1 protein-coding gene is annotated in these 509 nt (G+C 60.5%); it reads right to left on the reverse strand.

Annotation, left to right across the window (positions count from 1 at the left end; all coding sequences use genetic code 11):
- Nucleotides 1-509, reverse strand: a 509-nt coding sequence (locus NZ585_15200) for a hypothetical protein (protein MCS7081374.1), incomplete at both ends; no start/stop codon positions are given.

A 509-nucleotide genomic window follows, 5' to 3' on the forward strand; every position in this document is an offset into this window, starting at 1 on the left:
TTCGTGTAAGCGCCTTGCCAACGTCGTGCCAGCGCGCAGCCAAGACAAGAGAGCGGCGGATGGGGTCATCGTTACCTAGCCCGAGAGCATTTGCGAGGTTTATTGCCTTCTCCTCTGCCGCACACAAGTGTTCGTTGAGCTCCATCCACTGCCTCGTGAAGCAGCGGTGATCCTCGATCCGTGCGCGCGGCCCAACAACGCGCTGGTCAATCTCTACCGGCTGTTGGCTGCCATCAACGCAGACCCATGCTCGGACGAGCTGGTGGCCGTTGTTCTCCCAGCGGTCGATAATCGTATTCGGGCGGTCACTCGGACTTGCAGTCCAGCCGACTTCCTCCCTGTAGCACCCGACCTCACGATCAACCATGACGGTGTCGCCTGCACAGATCTCGCGTCCCGTCGCCTCACGCCAAGCAGCGCCGCTGCCGCGCTTGGTGAAAAGCGTCAGAATCCAGACCTTCTTCTCCGCAAACGCCTTCTGTGCCTCGTAGAACGGTACGGGACACAGT

It is taken from the genome of Chloracidobacterium sp., from assembly GCA_025057975.1.
In the GTDB taxonomy this organism is placed as follows: Bacteria; Acidobacteriota; Blastocatellia; order Chloracidobacteriales; family Chloracidobacteriaceae; genus Chloracidobacterium.